Source organism: Nocardia fodinahabitans (assembly GCF_052983615.1).
In genome coordinates this window covers 4,930,117-4,949,569 of sequence record NZ_JBRJJC010000001.1, presented here as the reverse complement: position 1 = coordinate 4,949,569, position 19,453 = coordinate 4,930,117, and the positions used below count along the sequence as shown (strand labels likewise).

At 65.2% G+C, this 19,453-nt stretch carries 13 protein-coding genes and 3 rRNA genes; 7 read left to right on the top strand and 9 right to left on the bottom strand.

The window, feature by feature from the left end:
• Nucleotides 1–10: 10 nt before the first annotated feature.
• From NV348_RS22945 to NV348_RS22925, 5 genes are all read left to right on the top strand, one after another.
• A complete protein-coding gene (locus tag NV348_RS22945; RefSeq protein WP_447148742.1) occupies nt 11–1,291 on the top strand; it encodes an MFS transporter in 1,281 nt (426 codons plus the stop codon).
• Nucleotides 1,288–1,482 carry a hypothetical protein gene (locus NV348_RS22940; RefSeq protein ID WP_447148741.1) on the top strand — a complete coding sequence of 65 codons (195 nt, stop codon included), beginning with the start codon at nt 1,288–1,290 and terminating at the stop codon, nt 1,480–1,482. The genes NV348_RS22945 and NV348_RS22940 overlap by 4 nt, the downstream gene beginning before the upstream one ends.
• Before the next feature lie 77 nt (nt 1,483–1,559).
• Entirely contained in the window at nt 1,560–2,105 is a 546-nt protein-coding gene (locus NV348_RS22935) for a YceI family protein (protein ID WP_447148740.1), read from the top strand.
• Nucleotides 2,106–2,131: 26 nt separating this feature from the next.
• A complete protein-coding gene (locus NV348_RS22930) occupies nt 2,132–3,340 on the top strand; it encodes a L,D-transpeptidase (protein ID WP_447148739.1) in 1,209 nt (402 codons plus the stop codon).
• Nucleotides 3,337–4,926: an LCP family protein gene (locus NV348_RS22925; protein WP_447148738.1), complete on the top strand. Its 1,590-nt coding sequence runs from the start codon at nt 3,337–3,339 to the stop codon at nt 4,924–4,926. Before NV348_RS22930 ends, NV348_RS22925 begins: the two co-directional genes overlap by 4 nt.
• Before the next feature lie 49 nt (nt 4,927–4,975).
• Here NV348_RS22925 and fadD32 read toward each other — a convergent pair whose 3' ends face one another.
• Both fadD32 and NV348_RS22915 read right to left on the bottom strand, forming a co-directional pair.
• Nucleotides 4,976–6,856 carry a long-chain-fatty-acid--AMP ligase FadD32 gene (gene fadD32, locus NV348_RS22920; protein ID WP_447151125.1) on the bottom strand — a complete coding sequence of 627 codons (1,881 nt, stop codon included), beginning with the start codon at nt 6,854–6,856 and terminating at the stop codon, nt 4,976–4,978.
• A 118-nt stretch (nt 6,857–6,974) separates the two neighbouring features.
• On the bottom strand, nt 6,975–8,195 hold the full coding sequence (locus NV348_RS22915) for a KasA/KasB family beta-ketoacyl-ACP synthase (RefSeq protein ID WP_447148737.1): 1,221 nt from the start codon (nt 8,193–8,195) through the stop codon (nt 6,975–6,977).
• A 257-nt stretch (nt 8,196–8,452) separates the two neighbouring features.
• Here NV348_RS22915 and NV348_RS22910 point away from each other — a divergent pair, with 257 nt between their 5' ends.
• The gene (locus NV348_RS22910) at nt 8,453–9,445 is read left to right on the top strand and encodes an acyl-ACP desaturase (RefSeq protein ID WP_447148736.1); all 993 of its coding nucleotides are present in this window, start codon (nt 8,453–8,455) and stop codon (nt 9,443–9,445) included.
• 27 nt (nt 9,446–9,472) lie between these two features.
• On the opposite strand, the gene NV348_RS22905 is transcribed toward NV348_RS22910, so the two are convergent.
• From NV348_RS22905 to NV348_RS22880, 6 genes are all read right to left on the bottom strand, one after another.
• Nucleotides 9,473–10,753, bottom strand: coding sequence for a diguanylate cyclase domain-containing protein (locus NV348_RS22905; RefSeq protein ID WP_447148735.1), 1,281 nt, complete (start codon nt 10,751–10,753; stop codon nt 9,473–9,475).
• 44 nt (nt 10,754–10,797) lie between these two features.
• Complete coding sequence (locus tag NV348_RS22900; protein WP_447148734.1) at nt 10,798–11,607, bottom strand: SAM-dependent methyltransferase; 810 nt, start codon at nt 11,605–11,607, stop codon at nt 10,798–10,800.
• A gap of 85 nt (nt 11,608–11,692) precedes the next feature.
• Nucleotides 11,693–12,328, bottom strand: a complete 636-nt coding sequence (locus NV348_RS22895; RefSeq protein WP_447148733.1) for a YdcF family protein — start codon at nt 12,326–12,328, stop codon at nt 11,693–11,695.
• A 206-nt stretch (nt 12,329–12,534) separates the two neighbouring features.
• Nucleotides 12,535–12,651, bottom strand: a 5S ribosomal RNA gene (gene rrf, locus NV348_RS22890).
• A 125-nt stretch (nt 12,652–12,776) separates the two neighbouring features.
• Nucleotides 12,777–15,902, bottom strand: a 23S ribosomal RNA gene (locus tag NV348_RS22885).
• Between the two features lie 327 nt (nt 15,903–16,229).
• Nucleotides 16,230–17,748 (bottom strand): 16S ribosomal RNA (locus NV348_RS22880).
• Together the 16S, 23S and 5S rRNA genes form the textbook arrangement of a ribosomal RNA operon.
• A 721-nt stretch (nt 17,749–18,469) precedes the next feature.
• Here NV348_RS22880 and NV348_RS22875 point away from each other — a divergent pair.
• The gene (locus NV348_RS22875; RefSeq protein ID WP_447148732.1) at nt 18,470–18,958 is read left to right on the top strand and encodes a MarR family winged helix-turn-helix transcriptional regulator; all 489 of its coding nucleotides are present in this window, start codon (nt 18,470–18,472) and stop codon (nt 18,956–18,958) included.
• A 60-nt stretch (nt 18,959–19,018) separates the two neighbouring features.
• Here the strand turns inward: NV348_RS22875 and NV348_RS22870 are convergent, their stop codons facing one another.
• The gene (locus NV348_RS22870; protein ID WP_447148731.1) at nt 19,019–19,423 is read right to left on the bottom strand and encodes a DUF7144 family membrane protein; all 405 of its coding nucleotides are present in this window, start codon (nt 19,421–19,423) and stop codon (nt 19,019–19,021) included.
• Between the last annotated feature and the right edge of the window lie 30 nt (nt 19,424–19,453).

Here is a 19,453-nt window from a genome sequence, read left to right as displayed (position 1 = left end):
AGGGCCTGTGATGGCGATTCTCACCAGTGAGAGGCCCCGTGCCGTCACCGGCACGCGCACCCGCGCCTGGCTCGGCGTTTCCGCGGCGATGGTCGCGATCGCGTGGGGCGGCAACGAGTTCACGCCGCTGCTGGTGATGTACAAGAGCCACGGCCTGCCGCTGACGGCGGTCGATCTGCTGCTGTTCTACTACGTCCTCGGCATCGTGCCCGCGCTGCTCATCGGCGGCCCGCTGTCGGACCGGTTCGGCCGTCGTCCGCTGATGCTGCCCGCCCCGCTGATCGCGGCCGCAGGCTCGCTGCTGCTCGCGGCAGGCGCCGCCTCGGTCCCGATGCTGGCGGCCGGCCGGATGCTGTGCGGCGTCGCGCTCGGCCTGGCGATGGCGGTCGGCGGCAGCTGGCTCAAGGAGCTGTCCCAGCCGCCCTACGCCGCGGCGGCCGCCGGCGTCGGCGCGCGCCGGTCGGCGATGAGCCTGACCGCGGGTTTCGCCCTCGGCGCCGGCGTGGCCGGAGTACTGGCGCAGTGGGGTCCGCTGCCCGATTCCACCGCCTATCTCGTCAACGCGGCGCTGTGCGTCGCGACCTCGGTCTGGCTGACCAGGTCACCGGAAACGGTGACGCGGCAGCCGAACCCGGGCAGGCTGCGCGACGATCTGAAGATCCCCGCCGCGGGCCATCGCCGGTTCCTGCGGGTCGCGGTGCCGATCGCGCTGTGGCTGTTCACCGCCAACGCGACCGCCTACGCGGTACTCCCGACGCTCATGCTGCCGCGCGTGCAGGGCGCCCCGATCGCGTTCTCCGCGCTGGTCACCATGGTGACGCTGGGCTGCGGTTTCACCATCCAGTCGGTCGCGCGCCGGATCGACCGGCCCGGCACCGCGCGGGCCGCGGTCGTCGCCCTGGTGCTGCTCACCGCCGGCATGGTGCTGGCGTCGTGGACCGCGGCCACCCTGAGCATCCCGGTGACGCTGCTGACCGCCGTCGTGCTCGGCAGCGGCTACGGCATCGGCCTGGTCGCCGGGCTACAGCAGATCGAGCGGATCGCGGGCCCCGGTGACCTCGCAGGCCTGAACGCGGTCTTCTACTCGGTGAGCTACCTCGGCTTCGGCGTGCCCGCCGTCCTGTCGGCCCTGCACGGCGGCTTCGGTTTCGGCTATCCGGCCATGTACCTCGTGGTCGCGCTGGTCGCCGCGGCCTGCCTGGTGCTGGTCGCCGCGAACTACCGCGAGCCACGGACCACCGTGAGCGATCGGGACGACACCGCCGCCGCGCCGATCCGGGCCGAGACGTGAGCGCCGACCCGATCGAGACCCTGCGGCGCTGGGCGGATTCCGGCGCGATCTGGCGGGTGCTGGCCCGGCGCGCCGGCTCGGTGACCATCGGCCTGTTCGAGTGCACGGGCGGTCAGGAGGTCGACCGGTTCACCTCCACCGACCCGGCGCTGCTGCTCTTCCTCGGCGATCGCACCAGCAGCGCGGACTGACGCGGGGTTAGGCTGGTTGCCGTCATCGCTTCACGTCACGTCGGCCGTCCGGCCGGTCCGCTCAGTGAGGAGAGATCATGTCGGCACCCGCCAAGGGACTGTCCGCGGGCGCCTGGGTCATCGACCCCAGCCACTCGGCCCTGGAATTCGCCGTGCGCCATCTGATGGTGAGCACGGTGCGCGGCCGGTTCACGATCTTCTCCGGCACGCTCGTCATCCGCCCCGACGGATCCGCCGACGCCGATGTCGAGATCCAGGTCGATTCGGTCACCACCGACAACCCGCAGCGCGACGACCACCTGGCTACCGCCGACTTCTTCGACGTGTCCCACTACCCGATCGCCCTCTTCCAGGCCACCGGCTTCCGGCCCGGCGGCACCGAATTCGACGTCACCGGCGATTTCACCATCCGCGGCACCACCCGCCCGGTCACCCTGGCCGTGGAGTTCCTCGGCGCGGGCCCCGGCATGACCGAGGCGCCGGTCGCCGGTTTCACCGCGACCACCACCATCAACCGCCGTGATTTCGGGATCACCACCGAGATGCCGATGGCCAACGGCGGCGCCGTGATCGGCGACAAGATCACCATCTCGCTCGACGTCGAGGTCGGCCTGCAGGGCTGATCGGGTACCGGGCACAGGAGGGGCGCATGTCAGGACGTCGTTTCCGGGCCGGGCTCGCCGCCGGGCTCGCGCTGCTCGTCACGGCGTGCGGCGGCCCGACCGGTGATTCGGGAACCGGGTCCACCGCCCCGCCCGACCCCGTCATCACCGTCGCGCCCGCGGCGGGCGCGACCGAGGTCGACCCGCTCGCCCCGGTGCGGGTCAGCACCAGCGACGGCAAGCTGACCTCGGTCACCATGACCAACGAGCAGGGCCGCGCCATCGAGGGCATCTTCACTCCCGACCAGACCGCGTGGAAGCCCGCCGAACCGCTCGGCTACGGCCACACCTACACCGTCGGCGCCGAAGCGCTCACCGTCATGGGCACGGTCGGACCGATCACCTCGTCGTTCTCGACCCTCGCGCCGAACAACCAGACGAAGGTGTACTTCCGCACCACCGGCGGCGCCGCGCTCGGCCCGTCCGGCAGCTACGGCGTCGGCACCGTCGTGGTCGCGCACTTCGACGAGGACGTCCCCGACCGGGCGACCGCGCAACAGCATCTCAGCGTCACCACCGACCCACCGGTCACCGGCTCCTGGTACTGGCTAGACGACCGCAACGCGCACTGGCGGCCGCAGAACTACTACGCGCCCGGCACCGAGATCACCCTCGCCGCCGACATCTACGGCAAGGACCTCGGCGGCGGGCTGTACGGCCAGGAGGACACCAGGACCAGCTTCACGATCGGCCCCTCGCACGTCTCGATCATCGACGACAACGACAAGCAGGTGCGGGTGTACGAGAACGGCACCCTGATCCGCACCATGCCCACCTCGATGGGGATGGGCGGCAGCGAGGTCGTCGCGGGCAAGACCATCACCTTCTGGACCCAGCCGGGCACCTACACCGTCATGGACAAGGCCAACCCGGTGATCATGGATTCCTCCACCTACGGCCTGCCGGTGAACTCCCGCCTCGGCTACAAGGAGAGCATCGGCTGGGCCACCAGGATCAGCACCGACGGCATCTATCTGCACCAACTCGACGACACCATCTGGGCGCAGGGCAACACCAACGTCTCGCACGGCTGCCTCAATCTCAGTGGCGAGAACGCGAAATGGTTCTACGACTTCGCCCAGCCCGGCGACGTGGTGGAGATCCGCAATACCGGCGGCGCCCCGCTCGAGGTGTGGCAGAACGGCGACTGGGGCGTTCCGTGGGAACAGTGGCAGGCAGGTAGCGCACTGCGGTGAACCGAACACCTGAAACCCCGGCGCGCCCACCGCGCCGGGACACACCCGGATCTGGACCACAGCGCGTCGGCAAGCCGGTCCACCGCGCCGAACACGGCCGCGGCGGGGGCTTCCGGCGCGCCGCGCTGATCTTGGCCAGGATGCTCGGCGCGACAACGGCGCTGGCCGTGCTGACCGGCACCGGCCTGGCCTGGTCGGCCAAGCAGGACTTCGATTCCGGCTTCACCCATTCCACCGCCCTCGGCGAGGACGCGCCGCGCTCGCGCGGTGGCGACGTCAACATCCTGCTCATCGGCTTGGACACCCGTAAGGACCTCGACGGTAACGACCTGCCCAGGGGGATCCTCGACCAGCTGCACGCCGGCGACGGCACCGAGGGCGGCTACAACGCGAACTCGCTGATCCTGCTGCACATCCCGGCCGACCTGAGCAAGATCGTCGCGTTCTCCATCCCGCGCGACGACTACGTCCCGGTCTCCGGCATCCCCGGCTATTCGCAGATCAAGATCAAGGAGGCCTACGGCCTGAAGAAGGCCGCGGTGCAGGCGAAGCTGATCGAGCAGGGCGAAAAAGACCCGGTGGTGCTGGAGCGCCGCGGCCGCGAGGCGGGCCGCGCGTCGATCGTCTCGACCGTGCGGAATCTGGTCGGCGTGCCGATCGATCGGTTCGCCGAGATCTCGCTGGCCGGGTTCTACGACCTGGCGACCGCGCTCGGCGGTGTGGACGTCTGTTTGAACAACGCGGTCGACGACAGCGCGTACTCCGGGGCGGTGTTCCCGGCGGGCCGTCAGCATCTGAACGGCTCCGACGCGCTCGCCTTCGTCCGGCAACGCCACGGCCTGCGCAACGGCGACCTCGATCGCACGCACCGCCAGCAGGCCTTCCTCACCTCGGTGGCCAAGTCACTCGAGGATTCCGGCACGCTCACCGATCTGAGCAGGCTCTCGGCGCTGATGGACGTGGCGCACAAGGACGTGGTGCTCTCCGACGGCTGGAATCTGTTCGACTTCGCCCGCGAACTGGGTGCCGCGGGGTCGCTGCCGGTGGAGTTCCGCACGCTGCCCGTGGTGCGCTACGACGTGATCGACGGTCAGGACGTCAATATCGTCGACCCGGCCGCGATCACACGGGAGGTCCGGGCCGCGTTCGGGCAGGAAGTGCCGAAAACCACCACCACGGCACCGATTCCGACCAGCGTCGTCGATGTCCACAATGTCGGCGGAGTCGCCGGCCAGGCCGCGACCCTCTCGGCCGCGCTGACCGCCCGCGGCTACCTGGCCGGCGAGATCGGCAACGGGACCGCCGACGACGGTCCCAGCTCGGCCGTCACCTACGGACCGGGCGCGGCCGAGGACGCCAGGGCACTCGCCGAAACCCTGGGCGGGCTGCCGGTTTCCGCGTCCGCCACGGTCGCCGACGGCCACGTCCGCGTGGTCGTCGGCGCCGACTTCACCCTGCCCACCGAACTGGCCCCGACGACCACCACCCCGACGACGACCGTTCCCGGCAGCTCGACCATGCCGCTGCCCGACGCCGGAAAGCCGGTGACCACCACCATCGGCAGCACCATCCCCTGCGTCAACTGAGGACGGCCGCAGCGCGGTTCGGCCACCGGCACCCGGTGGCCGAACCAGCTCACTCCTCCGGCGCGTCCGGGTAGGCGTCCTGGCGGTGCCCACCGCGCAGCGTGCCGTCGAGATAGGCCGCCTTGCAGGCCCGCCGGGCGATCTTGCCGCTCGACGTACGCGGGATCGACCCCGCGGGCACCAGCAGCAGGTCACGCACCATCACACCGTGCCTGCGCGCGATCGCCGCCCGCACCGTGTCCACGATCGGCCCCGGATCGAGTTTCGCCGCGCCGGTACCACGTTCGGCGACGACGACGAGCGCTTCGGCCATCTCGTCGGTGCGCCCGCCCGCCTCGAGCACGGCTGCGGGCAGCTGCCCCGCCTGCACCGAGAACGCCGCGATGAACCCGGGCCGCAGCGCGGTGCTCGACTCCTGCGCCGAGTACTCGAGGTCCTGCGGATAGTGGTTGCGGCCGTCGACGATCACCAGGTCCTTCACCCGGCCGGTGATGAACAGCTCGCCGTCGTGGTACGCGCCGAAGTCACCGGTGCGCATCCACCGCGCGTCGTCGGGCGCACCCTCGGCACGGCTCCCGACGGGATTGCGGGCGATCACCCGGTTGTGGAAGGTCTCCGCGGTTTCCCCCGGCCTGCCCCAGTACCCGATGCCCATGTTGTCGCCGTGCAGCCAGATCTCACCGACCTCGCCCTCGCGCCGCTCGATGCCGGTCTCCGTGTCGACGATCACCGCCCACTGCGACCGCGCGACATACCCGCACGACACCTGCGCGACCGCGTCGGCGGCGTGCTCGTCGACCTCCACCATCCGGCCCGCGTTGAGCTGCCCGCGATCGACATAGACCACCCGTGCCTCGTCGTCGCGCCTGGTCGCCGAGACGAACAGCGTCGCCTCGGCCATCCCGTAGCACGGCTTGATCGCGGTCTTGGACAGCCCGTACGGCGCGAACGCCTCGTTGAACTTGCGCATCGAGGCCACCGACACCGGCTCGCTGCCGTTGATCAGGCCGATCACGTTCGACAGATCCAGTGTTTCGTCGCCCTTGGGCAGGCCGCGCACCGCTGCGTGCTCGAACGCGAAGTTCGGTGCCGCCGAGTAGATCTCGGCACCGTCGGCCTGGGCCGCCAGCTCCTTGATCCAGCGCGACGGCCTGCGCACGAACGCGCTCGGCGACATGATGGTGATGAACTTGCCGCCGATGGTCGGCAGGATCACCGTCAGCAACCCCATGTCGTGGAACAGCGGCAGCCAGGTGACCCCGCGCGCGTTCTCGGTGATGCCGATGGCGTCGATCATCTGCAGCAGATTGGTGCCGACGGCGCGGTGGGTGATCTCCACGCCGGCGGGCACCCGGGTCGAGCCCGAGGTGTACTGCAGATAGGCCACGCTGTCGATATTGATATCGGGCCTGCGCCAGCGCGCGCCGACCGTGTCCGGGATCGCCTCGACCGCGATGATTCTCGGCCGTTGCGCGGCCGGCTGCTCGCGGAAGAAGTTGCGCACCCCGGCGGCCGCGCTGCCGACGGTGAGCACCGCCGCGGGCTCACAGTCGCCGAGAACCGCGTGCAGCCGGTCGCTGTGACCCTGTTCCTCCGGATCGAACAGCGGCACAGCCACATTCCCCGCGTACACCGCCGCGAACAGCGCGACGACGTAATCCAGACCCTGCGGGGCCAGCACCGCCACCCGGTCACCGGGCTCGGTCACCTGCTGCAACCGCGCGGCCACCGCGCGCAGCCGCACGCCGAATTCCCGCCAGGTCAGCTCCTGGTATTCCCCCTCCCGCTCCCGTGAATAGTCGATGAAGCGGTAGGCCAGGTCGTCCCCGTTGGCCTCGCTGTGTTTGTCGACGAAGTCGATCAGGGTCTGGTCACCGGGAATCCGGATATTGCCCAGTTCGTCCACATAGTCGTCGAAAGTCTCGCCGATCATTCCCTATCCTTTTCAACGCACAATGCCTCGCCGAGAGGCTGAACTCGTGCAATGACGAACAAAGAAGAACTCGCCAGCGCCCGGCACACCAGCAGGCGCCCGCGCGTGGCAATCGTCAATACCGCCCGAAGGCGACGGCGACGTTGTGCCCGCCGAACCCGAAGGAGTTGTTCACCGCGTAGTCGATCCGCCCGCGCCTGGCTTCGCCGGAGACCACGTCCAGATCGATGTCGGGGTCCTGGTTGTCCAGGTTCAGGGTGGGCGGGACGATGCCGTCGCGCACGCTGAGCACGGTCAATACCGCCTCGAGCGCGCCGACCGCGCCGATCGAGTGGCCGAGCGCCGACTTGGGCGCGTACACCGACGCGTGCGAGCCGATCGCCTTGCCGATCGCGTTGGCCTCGGCGGTGTCGCCGATGGGCGTCGCGGTCGCGTGCGCGTTGATGTGGGTGACGTCGGTGCGGCTGATCCCGCCGGTCTGCATGGCCCGCGTCATCGCCCGCGCCGCGCCGGTGCCCTCGGGATCCGGTGCGACGAGGTGGAATCCGTCCGAGGTGATACCCGCGCCGAGCAGCCGCGCGTGGATGGTCGCGCCGCGCGCCTTGGCGTGCTCTTCGGTCTCGATCACCATCATCGCGCCCGCCTCGCCGAAGACGAAGCCGTCGCGATCCTTGTCGAACGGCCGCGAGGCCGCCTTGGGATCGCCGTTGCGGGTGCTCATCGCGCGCATCTGGGTGAAGGCCGCGATCGGCACCGCCTGGATCGAGCCCTCGACGCCGCCGGTCACCACCATGTCGGCATCGCCCATCACGATCATCCGCCACGCGTTGGCGATCGCCTCCGAGCCCGACGAGCAGGCCGACACCGGCGTGGAAACACCGGCGCGCGCGCCCAATTCGATGCCGACGCAGGCGGCCGGGCCGTTGGGCATGATGGCCTGCACGGTCAGCGGCGAGACCTTGCGGTAGCCGCCGTTGCCGAGCTTGTCGCGCGCGTAGATCAGGGATTCCGCGCCGCCGAGCCCGGTCCCGATCGAGACGCCGAGCCGGTCCCGATCCACCTCGGGGCTCCCCGCGTTGCGCCACACCTCACGGCCGAGGACCACCGCCATCTGCTCGACATAGGACAGCCTGCGCGCCTCCTCGCGGGTGAGTGAGGCGGCCGGGGAGACCTTCAGGTGGCCACCGATCCGCACCGGCAACTCGAAATCGTCGATGAAGGAGTCCTCCAGGACGTCGATACCGCTTTCGCCGTTGAGCAGACCCTTCCAGGTCGAGTCGACGTCGCCCGCGATCGACGTGGTCGCCGCCAGGCTCGTGACCACGATGTCCGTCATATTTTTCGCTCACTCTCTCTAGCTATGCCACGACTGATCGGGAACCGCTGATGGAGCTGAACTGGTGGAGCGTATATGCAGACGCCGCGACGCGCCCAAATTCAGAAACAGGCGCTGCCGCACCGTGTCGTTCGGAGGCGCGCTGCGCCGGGTCTATTGTCGGTGGGTCGCATTCGACCCAGAGCACCCGGCGACGACGGGCAACACTACCGGACCAGCGCAACTCTTGCTTTTCACTTCATGGAAAGGGCACGAGCGTGGCCAGGAACCTCACCCAACTGGAACTGCTCATCGAACTCGAACCGGTCGCCGCGAGCAACGTCGACCGCCACCTGTCGATGGCGAAGGACTGGCATCCCCACGACTATGTGCCGTGGGACCAGGGCCGCAACTTCGCCGCCATGGGCGGAATCGATTGGGACCCCGAACAATCCCAGCTCAGCGAACTCGCCAAGGCGGCGATGATCACCAACCTGCTCACCGAGGACAATCTCCCGTCCTACCACCGCGAGATCGCCGAGAACTTCTCCAAGGACGGCGCGTGGGGCACCTGGGTGGGCCGATGGACCGCCGAGGAGAACCGGCACGGCATCGTGATCCGCGACTACCTGGTGGTCACCCGCGGCGTCGACCCGGTGGCGCTGGAGCAGGCGCGGATGATCCACATGACCAATGGATACTCGGCGATGGCCGTCGTCGACGCCAAGGCGGGCGGTGTCGACATCCGGTCCGCATCCGTGGCGGGCCTGCTGTACTCGGTCGCCTACGTGACCTTCCAGGAACTCGCCACCCGGGTCAGCCACCGCAACACCGGCCGCGTCTGCGACGACCCGATCGCCGACCGCATGCTCGCCCGCATCGCGACCGACGAGAACCTGCACATGATCTTCTACCGCAACCTCTGCGAGGCCGCGCTCGAGCTGGCGCCCGACCAGGCGATCGAGGCGATCAACATCATCGTGCAGGGCTTCCAGATGCCCGGCGCCGGCATGCCGGGCTGGCGCCGCAACGGCGTCCTGATGGCCAAGCACGGCATCTACGACCTGCGCCAGCACCTGGAGGAGGTCCTGCTCCCGGTGCTGCGCAAGTGGAACATCTTCGAACGCACCGATTTCGGTGCCAGGGGCGAGCGGGCGCGCGAGGACCTCGCGGCCTTCCTGGACCGGCTGCGCGAGGACGTCGTGCGCTTCGAGGAACAGCGCGACCGCTCGCTCGCCCGGGCGGCGAACCGGGAGCGCCAGCTCACCTGAGGGGCGTCCAGCGATCCGGCCCGGCCGCTACCGGGCCGGATCGCGGCGGGTGTCGTGCTTGTGCCGATACATCGCGGCGTCGGCCGCGTGCACCAGTTCGTCTACCGTGCCGGGCAGTTCGTCGAAGTAGGCGGCGCCGATGCTCACTCCCACCGCGAGCATGTGTCCGTCCACCTCGAGCGGCGTGGTCAGCACCGACATCAGATCGTCGGCCAGCGCCGACAACTGCTCGGCCCCCGAGCACCCCTCCACCAGCACCAGGAACTCGTCACCGCCGATCCGGGCGGCCATCGCGTCCACGGGACGGACGGTGTCGCGCATCCGGTCGGCGACCACCCGCAGCACCCGGTCCCCGACCGAGTGCCCCCACAGGTCGTTGATCTCCTTGAAGCCGTCCAGATCCAGGTAGCAGACGCCGATCGGGGGTTCGGCGTCGGCGAGCCGGCTGAACAGGTGCGGGCGGTTGGGCAGGCCGGTCAGCGCGTCGTGGTTCGCGTCGTGCCACAGCCGGTCGGCGAGCTGCTTGCGCTCGGTGACATCGACCGCGACGCCGATCAGGAACCGGATATTGCCATCGGCGTCGCGCACGGCCGACATCGACAGGTCGATGATCGTGATCTCGCCGTCGTCGTGCAGGTGCTCGGTCTCGGTCCGGAAGCTGTCGGATTCGCCGCTGACCATCCGCTGCAGTTCGACGAAGGCGTCGTTGAGATTCTGCGGGCCGAGGATGTCGGCGACCGTCCGGCCCGGCATCGTCTCCGGCGTCTGGCCGAGCATCTCGGCCATGGTGGCGTTGCAGTTCACCACCCGCCCGGTCATATCGACGGTGCCGATGCCGACCAGAGCGCCGTCGAACACGGCCTCGAAACGGGCCTCCGACAGCGCCCGGTGGCTCTCGGCCTCGCTCGCCGCCGCGAGCACCGCGGCCAGCGTCGCCTCCTGCTCGGCCAGGGCCGCGGAGCGCAGTGCCGCGGTGAAGCCCGCGGCGAAATCGGCGGCGAGGCCGATCGCGCGGTCCCTGATCTCGGGCAGCAGCGGATCGTCCGGCCCGTCGGCTGCGACCTCGACCAGATCCACACAGATCACCCGGACCGAACGGCTCACCGCCGCCGGGTCACGGTAGTTGGCGGCGACCAGCATCCGCGCGGTACGGCGGGCCACATCGGGATCCTCGCCGCCGCGCGCCGCCTCGATCAGGCCGGTGCACAGGGCCGCGAGCATGTCCTCGATCTGGGAGCGGTTGAGGGTGGGGGCGACGACGCCGTCGAGGACATCGGCCCACCTCTGCGCCAGCTCCCACGACCCCACTACTCGTCCACCCTGTCATCTCCGCGCACCGCCGGATCGACGGCTCATTCTTTCCGCGCGACCCCGGCCAGCCCGAGCGATTGCCCCGGCTTCTCGTGCTGATCCCGCTCGGACTCCGGCCGCCACGACGGCAGCTCGACAACCCCGGGAGAAACCATGCCCCAACCCTGAAACATCTCCACGATCGCGTCCTTGGACCGGAACTGGATCCCGACCCTGGTTTCCTTCGCGGAGTGCGCTCCCAGCTTACCGGCATCCTCCGGCCGCATCTCCGAGCTGAGATGTGAAATGGCTATGAAACTGCCGGGCGCGACCGCCTCCCGCAGCGCGGCCACCTTGCCGGCCGGATCGTCGGCGTCCTGCACCAGATGCAGCACCGCGATCAGCAGCAGCCCGACCGGCTCGTCGAAGTCGATCAGGCCGATCTCGCGCACCTTGGCGATCAGGTCCTCGGACTTGCGCAGATCGCCTTCGATCGCGCCCGCCCGCTCCCGGCCCGCCAGAATGGTCCGGGAGTGGACGACGGCGACCGGATCAATATCGACATAGAGCACCCGTGCCTCGGGGTCGAGGTCGTGCACGATCTCGTGGACATTGCCCGCGGTGGGAATGCCCGACCCGATGTCGAGGAACTGCCGGATCCCGGCGTCGAGCATGAACCGCACCGCCCGGCGCAGGAAGGCGCGATTGCTCAGCGCGAGGCGGGGTAGATCGGGGACGAGCTCGGTCGCCATCTCCGCCGCCATCCGGTCGACCGCAAAATTGTGCGAGCCGCCCAGCAGCGCGTCATACATCCGCGCCGGGCTCGGTTGCTGCATATCGACGCCATCCGGTGCCCACGCAGGCCTGTCCATCACATACCCCTGTCCGCTTACGGCGACATCACACCCCGCGACAACGCCAGACGCATCGTAGTGCGCGCCACCGACTTCGGCGCGCCTAACGCTCACTCTCGGTGCCGAACGGCTGCGCCCACAGCGGAGCGACATCCGGCGTCATCGTCGCGACCACCGGAATGCCCGCGGCGACGAAGTTGTCCAGCGCGCGGCGCATGTGGTCGGCGGAGGTGATGAGCACAGCCTTGTGCACACCGAGCGCCTCCATCAACTTCGCGGAGAACTCCGCGTTCTGCACGGTCGACCCCGCCTGGGTCTCGGCATAGATCCGATGCCTGGCGACCCCGCGGATATTGAGCCAGTCCGCCATCACCTGCGCCTCGGTGACCCCGTTGCGCGGGTTGCCGCCGGTGACGATCACCGGCGAGGAGGGTGACATGAACGCCTGCACCAGGGCGGCGTGCAGCCGGTTGCCCAGCTCGGCGCGCATGGTGCCGTCCGGCTGCAGGCCGTAGCCCAGCACCACGATCGCGGTCTCGGGGCCGTAGGTGTCGGGCAGCTCGATACCGGCAACGCCGGCAATCGAATTCGCCGCACCCGCGATGCCGTCGGCAACGCCGGCCAGCGGGTCGGGTGCGGGTGCGGCCATCGCCGGCGTGGCGGTGGCCATAGCGCCGATCAGGGCGGCGGGCAGCACGAGGGCGGCCGCGCCGCGCCGCAGAGACTTGTGAGCGAACAACCAATCCACGGTGACCTCCCGAAGCAACGTCGCACCATGGTGGCTGACCGGGGCCGACCACGGGACCGTTTTGTGAAACATTGTTGCCTCGGAATTCAATCCCCCAATTACCGGGGCACGGAGCGAGCCGGCCTGCTACGCGAGAGGTGTTGTCCGGGAACGCAAAAAGGCCCCCCAGCAATGCTGGAGGGCCTTTCGCAATGATGTTCCGGCGGTGTCCTACTCTCCCACACCCTGTCGAGTGCAGTACCATCGGCGCAGGTGGCCTTAGCTTCCGGGTTCGGAATGGGACCGGGCGTTTCCCCACCGCTATAACCGCCGTAACTCTATGAAACTGTCACACAGAGAGCCACCCCGAACCCGATCCATCTAAGGATCAGACTCGGAGAGTCTTCTCGGTGATCTGTGTGTTGTTTCAGATACCGCACAGTGGACGCGTAACACCTTCGATAGTAAGCCCTCGGCCTATTAGTACCAGTCACCTACACCAGTCACCTGGCTTCCAGTTCCGGCCTATCAACCCCATGGTCTGTAGGGGGCCTTAACCCATCAAGTGGGAGAGAAACCTCATCTTGGAACAGGCTTCCCGCTTAGATGCTTTCAGCGGTTATCCCTTCCGAACGTAGCCAACCAGCAGTGCTCCTGGCGGAACAACTGGCACACCAGAGGTTCGTCCGTCCCGGTCCTCTCGTACTAGGGACAGCCTTCCTCAAGTTTCTAACGCGCGCGGCGGATAGAGACCGAACTGTCTCACGACGTTCTAAACCCAGCTCGCGTGCCGCTTTAATGGGCGAACAGCCCAACCCTTGGGACCTACTCCAGCCCCAGGATGCGACGAGCCGACATCGAGGTGCCAAACCATCCCGTCGATATGGACTCTTGGGGAAGATCAGCCTGTTATCCCCGGGGTACCTTTTATCCGTTGAGCGACACCGCTTCCACTTGCCGGTGCCGGATCACTAGTCCCGACTTTCGTCCCTGCTCGAGCTGTCACTCTCACAGTCAAGCTCCCTTGTGCACTTGCACTCGACACCTGATTGCCAACCAGGCTGAGGGAACCTTTGGGCGCCTCCGTTACATTTTGGGAGGCAACCGCCCCAGTTAAACTACCCACCAGGCACTGTCCCTGAACCAGATCATGGTCCGAGGTTAGAAGTCCAATACGATCAGAGTGGTATTTCAACGACGACTCCACCAACACTGGCGTGTCAGCTTCACAGTCTCCCACCTATCCTACACAAACCGTACCGAACACCAATACCAAGCTATAGTGAAGGTCCCGGGGTCTTTTCGTCCTGCCGCGCGTAACGAGCATCTTTACTCGTAATGCAATTTCGCCGAGTCTGTGGTTGAGACAGCAGAGAAGTCGTTACGCCATTCGTGCAGGTCGGAACTTACCCGACAAGGAATTTCGCTACCTTAGGATGGTTATAGTTACCACCGCCGTTTACCGGGGCTTAAATTCTCAGCTTCGCGTCCGAAAACGCTAACCGGTCCTCTTAACCTTCCGGCACCGGGCAGGCGTCAGTCCGTATACATCGTCTTACGACTTCGCACGGACCTGTGTTTTTAGTAAACAGTCGCTTCTCTCTGGTCTCTGCGACCCCACCCAGCTCAGACCGTAAAGATCGTCACCAGATGTGGTCCCCCTTCTCCCGAAGTTACGGGGGCATTTTGCCGAGTTCCTTAACCACAGTTCTCTCGATCGCCTTAGTATTCTCTACCTGACCACCTGTGTCGGTTTGGGGTACGGGCCGTGTACCAACTCACTAGAGGCTTTTCTCGGCAGCATAGGATCACTGAATTCACCACAACGGCTACGCATCACCTCTCAGGCTATATGCAACACGGATTTGCCTATGTTGCGCCCTACAGGCTTACACCAGGTATTCCATCACCTGGCCCAGCTACCTTCCTGCGTCACCCCATCGCTTACCTACTACAGCGAAGGTCCCGTGCAGCAATCATCCCTCTCACCCGAAGGCTCGATAAGACAACATTTGGACAGTTAGTACCACTGATTCGATATTTGGCGCGGATACACGGGTACGGGAATATCAACCCGTTGTCCATCGACTACGCCTGTCGGCCTCGCCTTAGGTCCCGACTCACCCTGGGCGGATTAACCTGGCCCAGGAACCCTTGGTCATTCGGCGGACGAGTTTCTCACTCGTCTTTCGCTACTCATGCCTGCATTCTCACTCCCGTGGCCTCCACAGCTGGATCACTCCGCTGCTTCCACGGCCACAGGACGCTCCCCTACCCATCCACACACCTGGCACTTTTAAGGGTGCAGGCTAATGTGTGAATGCCGCGGCTTCGGCGGTGTACTTGAGCCCCGCTACATTGTCGGCGCAGGATCACTTGACCAGTGAGCTATTACGCACTCTTTCAAGGGTGGCTGCTTCTAAGCCAACCTCCTGGTTGTCTAAGCGACCCCACATCCTTTTCCACTTAGTACACGCTTAGGGGCCTTAGCCTAGCGATCTGGGCTGTTTCCCTCTCGACTACGAAGCTTATCCCCCGCAGTCTCACTGCCACGCTCTCACACACCGGCATTCGGAGTTTGGCTGACTTCGGTAAGCTTGTGGGCCCCCTAGGCCATCCAGTAGCTCTACCTCCGGCGTGAAACACGTGACGCTGCACCTAAATGCATTTCGGGGAGAACCAGCTATCACGGAGTTTGATTGGCCTTTCACCCCTACCCACAGCTCATCCCCTCAGTTTTCAACCTAAGTGGGTTCGGGCCTCCACGACGTCTTACCGTCGCTTCACCCTGGCCATGGGTAGATCACTCCGCTTCGGGTCCATAATGTGCGACTAGGAACGCCCTATTCGGACTCGCTTTCGCTACGGCTACCCCACACGGGTTAACCTCGCCACACACCGATGACTCGCAGGCTCATTCTTCAAAAGGCACGCCATCACCCCACGTACAAGTACGAAGGCTTTGACGGATTGTAAGCGCACGGTTTCAGGTACTATTTCACTCCCCTCCCGGGGTACTTTTCACCTTTCCCTCACGGTACTAGTCCGCTATCGGTCACCAGGGAGTATTCAGGCTTACCGGGTGGTCCCGGCAGATTCACAGCAGATTTCACGGGCCCGCTGCTACTCGGGTATCACTCACGAGAGCCAACATGTTTTCGTCTACCGGACTATCACCGTCTATGGCAGGCCGTTCCAGACCACTTCGACTAACACATTGGTTTCTTACTCCCGCTTGATCCGGCAGAATCAAGAAGAATGACCCCACAACACCCCAAACGCAACCCCTGCCGGGTATCACACGCTTGAGGTTTAGCCTCATCCGCTTTCGCTCGCCACTACTCACGGAATCACTGTTGTTTTCTCTTCCTGTGGGTACTGAGATGTTTCACTTCCCCACGTTCCCTCCACACACCCTATATATTCAGATGCGGGTAACACGACATCACTCGTGCTGGGTTTCCCCATTCGGAAATCCTCGGATCTCAGCTCGGTTGACAGCTCCCCGAGGCTTATCGCAGCCTCCTACGTCCTTCATCGGCTCCTGGTGCCAAGGCATCCACCGTACGCTCTTAAACACTTACTAACAAAGATGCTCGCGTCCACTGTGCAGTTCTCAAACAACACACCCGCATCGAATCAATTTCCAGGACCTGCCGGCAAAGCCAGACGGTTTCGAGGAGATCCGAACGGATCGTTTGTCTTGCCTGGAAAGAAACACTCGCGTGTTCTTTCAGGACCCAATAGTGTGTCGGTATACCCATCGCGACCAGCCACTGAGGACCGGTCGTACGCGATGAAAATTGTCAGTGTTCCACCCATGAGCGTCCGCCGGAAGACGATTGCTTCCGAAACGGTCTCTGACGCAACCCCATTCGACTGTTCGAAGAGTTTGCGTAGATGTGCTCCTTAGAAAGGAGGTGATCCAGCCGCACCTTCCGGTACGGCTACCTTGTTACGACTTCGTCCCAATCGCCGATCCCACCTTCGACGGCTCCCTCCCACGAGGGGTTAGGCCACCGGCTTCGGGTGTTACCGACTTTCATGACGTGACGGGCGGTGTGTACAAGGCCCGGGAACGTATTCACCGCAGCGTTGCTGATCTGCGATTACTAGCGACTCCAACTTCACGGGGTCGAGTTGCAGACCCCGATCCGAACTGAGACCGGCTTTAAGGGATTCGCTCCACCTCACGGTATCGCAGCCCTCTGTACCGGCCATTGTAGCATGTGTGAAGCCCTGGACATAAGGGGCATGATGACTTGACGTCGTCCCCACCTTCCTCCGAGTTGACCCCGGCAGTCTCTCACGAGTCCCCGCCATTACGCGCTGGCAACATAAGATAAGGGTTGCGCTCGTTGCGGGACTTAACCCAACATCTCACGACACGAGCTGACGACAGCCATGCACCACCTGTACACCGACCACAAGGGGGCCTACATCTCTGCAGGTTTCCGGTGTATGTCAAACCCAGGTAAGGTTCTTCGCGTTGCATCGAATTAATCCACATGCTCCGCCGCTTGTGCGGGCCCCCGTCAATTCCTTTGAGTTTTAGCCTTGCGGCCGTACTCCCCAGGCGGGGTACTTAATGCGTTAGCTACGGCACGGATCCCGTGGAAGGAAACCCACACCTAGTACCCACCGTTTACGGCGTGGACTACCAGGGTATCTAATCCTGTTCGCTACCCACGCTTTCGCTTCTCAGCGTCAGTTACTTCCCAGAGACCCGCCTTCGCCACCGGTGTTCCTCCTGATATCTGCGCATTTCACCGCTACACCAGGAATTCCAGTCTCCCCTGAAGTACTCTAGTCCGCCCGTATCGCCCGCAAGCTTGGGGTTGAGCCCCAAGTTTTCACGAACGACGCGACGAACCGCCTACAAGCTCTTTACGCCCAGTAATTCCGGACAACGCTCGCACCCTACGTATTACCGCGGCTGCTGGCACGTAGTTGGCCGGTGCTTCTTCTACAGGTACCGTCACTTGCGCTTCGTCCCTGTCGAAAGAGGTTTACAACCCGAAGGCCGTCATCCCTCACGCGGCGTCGCTGCATCAGGCTTTCGCCCATTGTGCAATATTCCCCACTGCTGCCTCCCGTAGGAGTCTGGGCCGTGTCTCAGTCCCAGTGTGGCCGGTCGCCCTCTCAGGCCGGCTACCCGTCGTCGCCTTGGTAGGCCATTACCCCACCAACAAGCTGATAGGCCGCGGGCCCATCTCGTACCGATAAATCTTTCCACCCACTGACATGCATCAGAAGGTCATATCCGGTATTAGACCCAGTTTCCCAGGCTTATCCCGAAGTACGAGGCAGATCACCCACGTGTTACTCACCCGTTCGCCGCTCGTGTACCCCGAAGGGCCTTACCGCTCGACTTGCATGTGTTAAGCACGCCGCCAGCGTTCGTCCTGAGCCAGGATCAAACTCTCCGTTGAAGACTCTTGAAACACCCGAAGGCGAATCAGAAATATCTAAACTAGAGTCCGAAAACCTAGCAAAGCCAAACACCAGCAAAAAGATTCGCTGTTGTTTTAAATGTCCAACCTTCCAACCGGGGGGTATGGAAGGCCGGAACCAATAATAATATTGGCACTGACATTCATCGACACACTATTGAGTTCTCAAAGAACACACGCACAAGCATCCACCCACAACATTCCGTCGGGGCTTCAGTCAGGGCAAGGGTTCAAACTTTAGCGCAGGCCATCCACCGAAGCAAGTCCGGAAGACAGTGAGCCCACACACATGATCAGTCAGGCGCTCATCGTCCTACCTCGTTTCCCTGCACCATCCACTAGCCTCGAGAGGCTCAGCAGTTCGGCACCGGGTCGGTGTCCGTGTCGCTCTGACTCGAATTAAGTTACGCACCCACGAACGCGAAGTCAAATCGCCTGGTAGACGCGATATTTCCCGGGTGTTTCACACCCGGTCGCGGGCACCTGAACCCGGCAGCCAGCCGGCGGCGCATCCGAGCGGCAATCAGCCGACCGCGGCGATCCATCGGCAACTGATCATTCGTCCAGCTGAAGACGATCCTCGAAACCTTTCCTACCTGCCGACATGACATGACACACGTAGACACCACACCCCCTCCGATATACAGTTTGCCGACGTTCAGCAATTTTTCAGTTAACACCAGGGTGAAAGGAGGCCGAGGTGACAGAGGATCTCGACTCGGTCGAACGTCGCGCCTGGAGCGCGGTGGTCACCCTCGCGATGCGAGTGCCGAGCGCACTCGACTCGCGGCTGCAACGCGAGTTCGGCGTGACCCATTTCGAGTACCGGGTGATGGCGCTGCTGCGGGAGGCGCCGGATCATCGGATGCAGCTGAGCCTGCTCGCGGCCCGGGGGCACGGGTCCATCTCCCGGCTCTCCCATGTGGTGTCCAAGCTGGAACGGGTGGGCTGGGCCAAGCGCGCGGCGGCGGAATCGGGGCGCGGGGTGGACGCGGTGCTCACCGAGACCGGGCTGGCCAAGGTGGCCGAGGCGACGCCGGAGTACCTGGTCGCGGTGCGCAGGCTGGTGCTCGACGGCCTCGACGAACCGCAGAAGGCCGAGCTGGCCTCGCTGGGCGAGCGGCTCTCCGACCACCTCCTCGACACCCTCGGCGAGCCCGGCGCCGGCGAGCCGACCTTCGCCTACTGACCTCACACAGACGAACGCCGCCCCGGTCGATGACCGGGGCGGCGTCGTCGGTAGCGAGGATCAGGCGTTGGCCGGGCGCCAGGTGGCCACCGCCCAGATCACCACGACATTGATGATGATGATCAGAATCGACCACCACGGGTAGTACGGCAGCCACAGGAAGTTCGCGATGATCGCGAGTGCGGCGATCACCATGGCCGCCACCCGTCCCCAGGTCTGACCGGCCAGCAGACCGATTGCGACGATCACCGCGATCGCGCCGAGGACGATGTGCCACCAACCCCAAGATGTCAGGTCGAACTGGTAGAGGTACTCGGGCCCGACGACGATCAGATCGTCGTTGGCGACAGCCGAGATACCTTCGAGGATCTGCAGGACACCGACGACGGCCAGCAGAATGCCTGCGCCGATGGATGTTCCTGCCGCGATTCCCTCACGTACCGGGTGCTGATTCTGATCTGTCATCGCTCGGCCTTCCCGTCTGGTCAACGGATG

What these genes read in the sequence shown, in the direction of transcription:
- NV348_RS22945 (WP_447148742.1), top strand. Translation starts at nt 11, where the DNA reads ATGGCGATTCTCACCAGTGAGAGGCCCCGTGCCGTCACCGGCACGCGC.
- NV348_RS22935 (WP_447148740.1), top strand. Translation starts at nt 1,560, where the DNA reads ATGTCGGCACCCGCCAAGGGACTGTCCGCGGGCGCCTGGGTCATCGAC.
- NV348_RS22930 (WP_447148739.1), top strand. Translation starts at nt 2,132, where the DNA reads ATGTCAGGACGTCGTTTCCGGGCCGGGCTCGCCGCCGGGCTCGCGCTG.
- NV348_RS22915 (WP_447148737.1), bottom strand. Translation starts at nt 8,195, where the DNA reads ATGACGGACATCGTGGTCACGAGCCTGGCGGCGACCACGTCGATCGCG.
- NV348_RS22900 (WP_447148734.1), bottom strand. Translation starts at nt 11,607, where the DNA reads ATGGACAGGCCTGCGTGGGCACCGGATGGCGTCGATATGCAGCAACCG.
- NV348_RS22870 (WP_447148731.1), bottom strand. Translation starts at nt 19,423, where the DNA reads ATGACAGATCAGAATCAGCACCCGGTACGTGAGGGAATCGCGGCAGGA.